Raw genomic sequence first — 2957 nt, 5'->3', positions numbered from 1 at the left:
TAGTTTCCAGCTGACGATGGAATAGCCCCAGTTTGTGATTATTCGGTACGGCCATTCTGTAGCACTAGAGAAGTGTGCATCGTAGGTATAGATATCTATACCTTGGGTGTGAGCGATACTTGAGGGAGCTTGTCGCAAGTTTCGCTGTCGGACAGGTCTTTCCCGTATAGCGATTAATTTTCAGGTTTCGTTAACTTTTTCAATTTCGAAGAGCAGGGCAAGCAGATCGTTCTGTTCGCGGACGCTCCACTGACCGGCAAAGTCGAAGCCCTTCTTGAGCCACAGCATGGCTTCAAAACCATCGCTGGTTTTTCTGGCTGAGTTGAACGAACGGAACCCGCCGATCTTTGGCATGTTCTTCTTCAACCTGAAAGGTGCTGTCACATTGTTTGATGTTTAGACGCGCGACAGTCTACGGCTGTCTTCACGCAATCTGTTCGGCCGCAATTTTTCCCTCAATCATAGCCTGACGGCGATGGGATCGAATTTGAGATGCAGAGCGGTTGGATTGGGGCAGAACGAAATGGTTGCGGATTGCAGAGAGCACCGACACGAATTGCTGCAGCGATCCGATTGGTCGGAAGCCTTGTCGCGTTCGCTCCCGTTTTCGGAACGGCAAGTGAGAATTCTCCGCCCGGTTGTTTAATCCCTTGTGCGCTCGGTGCTCGACGTTGGGCATGAGTTGGCGCCGTGCAGCACCATAGGGCCTCAGCTTGTCAGTGATCATGCGTTTCGGCGCCAGGCCCTGCTTTTTCAAGAGGCGGGTGAGCAAACGTTTGGCCGCTTTGGTATTGCGGCGGGTCTGGACAATCTCGTCGAGAACATAACCGTCCTGATCAACCGCGCGCCACAGCCAACATTTCTGGCCATTGATGCTAACCAGGACCTCGTCGAGATGCCAAACATCGGTCATCGTCGGCACCTTGCGGTGTAACCGGCGCACATAGTCTGGGCCGTGCTTGCGGTACCATCGGCGGATGGTCTCGTAGGAAACGACAATGCCGCGTTCCAGCAACATTTGCTCCACCTCACGTAGGCTCAGATTGAACCAGAAGTACAGCCAGATTGCGCGCGCGACAATCTCGATCGGGTAGCGATGGTTCTTGCAGGTCGGGGCAGAGCTGCTCATGCCAACCAATTACCCCGAACATTCTTGACGAAAAAACAATGTGACAGCACCGTATGAGAAGTCCGGATGAACTGTTCTGCTCAGCTTGTCTCCTTTAGGCACTGATGGTGGATCAGCTACCTGGAGTGTTGCCCAGGACGTGTAGCAGAAGTTTCAGTTGTTTGGGGTCCCTTGCGTAGCGCCGGTGCAGCCCGCACTAGGTGTTTAAGTCAGCGGCGATGCTGTAGCCCGACTCTAAACCTGGTAGTTGCGGGAGCAGGCATTGAAAGAGCATCTCCACGCTGCAGTCATCCAACGGTCTTTCGAATTCTGAATCGTTACAAAAAAACACATTTTTGCTCGGTGGGGGCAACGGTGAAAGTGCCTCTCTCCCGCCCAACAATCATTGTTTTTGGTTTTCTCTTCTCCAGATAGATGTATCCCAAGACAGAGACGTGTCAGTCTCGCCGGATTGAACCGTCTACGAAAACGCCGCTAGCCTGATAGGGCCGGCGGCGTTCTTGTCAAATCGTCAGTCCCGTCGCGATGAAGCGTTTAGGGACTGACCTCTTCAAGTGGCAGTTCGTGCAGGTAAGGATCGCTTTCCTCAAGCGGAAGTTTGCGTGGATAAGGATCGCCTTGCTTATGGGAGCCGGCGGTGGTGAACAGGACATCCGAAGATGAGTTCAGGCCGGTTTCCGCAGAATCCTGCAGTACACCGACGATGAAACCGATGCTGACAATCTGCATGGCCGTCGCGTTGTCGATTCCGAACAGGCTGGCGGCCATCGGGATCAACAGCAGCGAACCACCCGCAACACCCGAGGCTCCGGCGGCAGCAATCGAGGCAATAACACTGAGGAACACGGCTGAAAGGAAGTCTACCTCAAGCCCCAGAGTGTTTACCGCTGCAAGGGTCATGACGGTAACGGTTATGGCGGCGCCTGCCATGTTGATCGTGGCCCCGATCGGGATGGTCACCGAATAGGTTTCCTCGTCCAGGTTCATGCGTCTGCAGAGTTCCATGTTGACGGGAATGTTGGCGGCCGAGCTGCGCATGAAGAACGCGGTGATCCCGGATTCCCTGAGGCAGGTGAACACCAACGGATAAGGGTTCTGCCGTATGCGCACGAAGACGATCAGGGGATTGACGACAAGAGCCATAAAAATCATGCAGCCGATGAGCAATGCCAGCAAGTTCGCGTAGCCCACAAGCGTGCCAAATCCGGTTTCGACAATGGTCGAGGCAACAATTCCGAAAATACCGATAGGCGCCAGACGGATGATGATGCCGACGATTTTCGTGATCGCCTTATCGAGATCCGACATCAGGGTCTTGGTCGTGTCATTGGCATGACGAAGAACCAGGCCAAACCCGATCGCCCAAGCGAGAATGCCGATGTAATTCGCCTGGGCGATGGCATTTACAGGGTTGTCGACCATCTTCAGGAAAATGCTCTTCACAACCTCACCGAGGCCGCCGGGTGCGTTCATGACTTCAGGGGTTCCGGTCAATTGAAGCGTGACCGGGAACATGAAGCTTGCTGCCACGGCAACAAGCGCCGCCGCGAACGTCGCGACGATGTAAAGGAGACCCAACCGGGCCCATGCGCGCCTGGCTGCCTTTCTTGTGGTTGGTGATGGCAGCGCAAACCAGGATCAACACGAGTACAGGGGCTATGGCTTTCAGGGCGTCTACAAAGAAATCGCCCAGTAAACCTGCCGCCATGCCCGCTTCGGGCCAAACGGCGGCAAGAAGAACGCCGGCACTTAGCCCGACAATGATCTGTGTTACCAGGCTACCTGGTAGAAAGGATTTCCTTGCACACATCCATTTTGATTTTGGTAC

General features: G+C 54.3%; 3 pseudogenes. All 3 read right to left on the bottom strand.

What is annotated here, in order from left to right:
* Positions 1-180: 180 nt before the first annotated feature.
* A pseudogene (locus K5905_RS30855) lies at positions 181-372 on the bottom strand (IS6 family transposase); the annotation flags it as partial.
* Between the two features lie 52 nt (positions 373-424).
* Positions 425-1151, bottom strand: a pseudogene (locus K5905_RS30850) (IS6 family transposase).
* Between the two features lie 512 nt (positions 1152-1663).
* Positions 1664-2939, bottom strand: a pseudogene (sstT, locus tag K5905_RS30845) (serine/threonine transporter SstT).
* Positions 2940-2957: the final 18 nt, after the last annotated feature.

It is taken from the genome of Roseibium sp. (genome assembly GCF_025698965.1).
Lineage (GTDB): Bacteria > Pseudomonadota > Alphaproteobacteria > Rhizobiales > Stappiaceae > Roseibium.
Note: the sequence above shows the minus strand (reverse complement) of the source record. Positions and strands in the feature narration are given on the sequence as shown.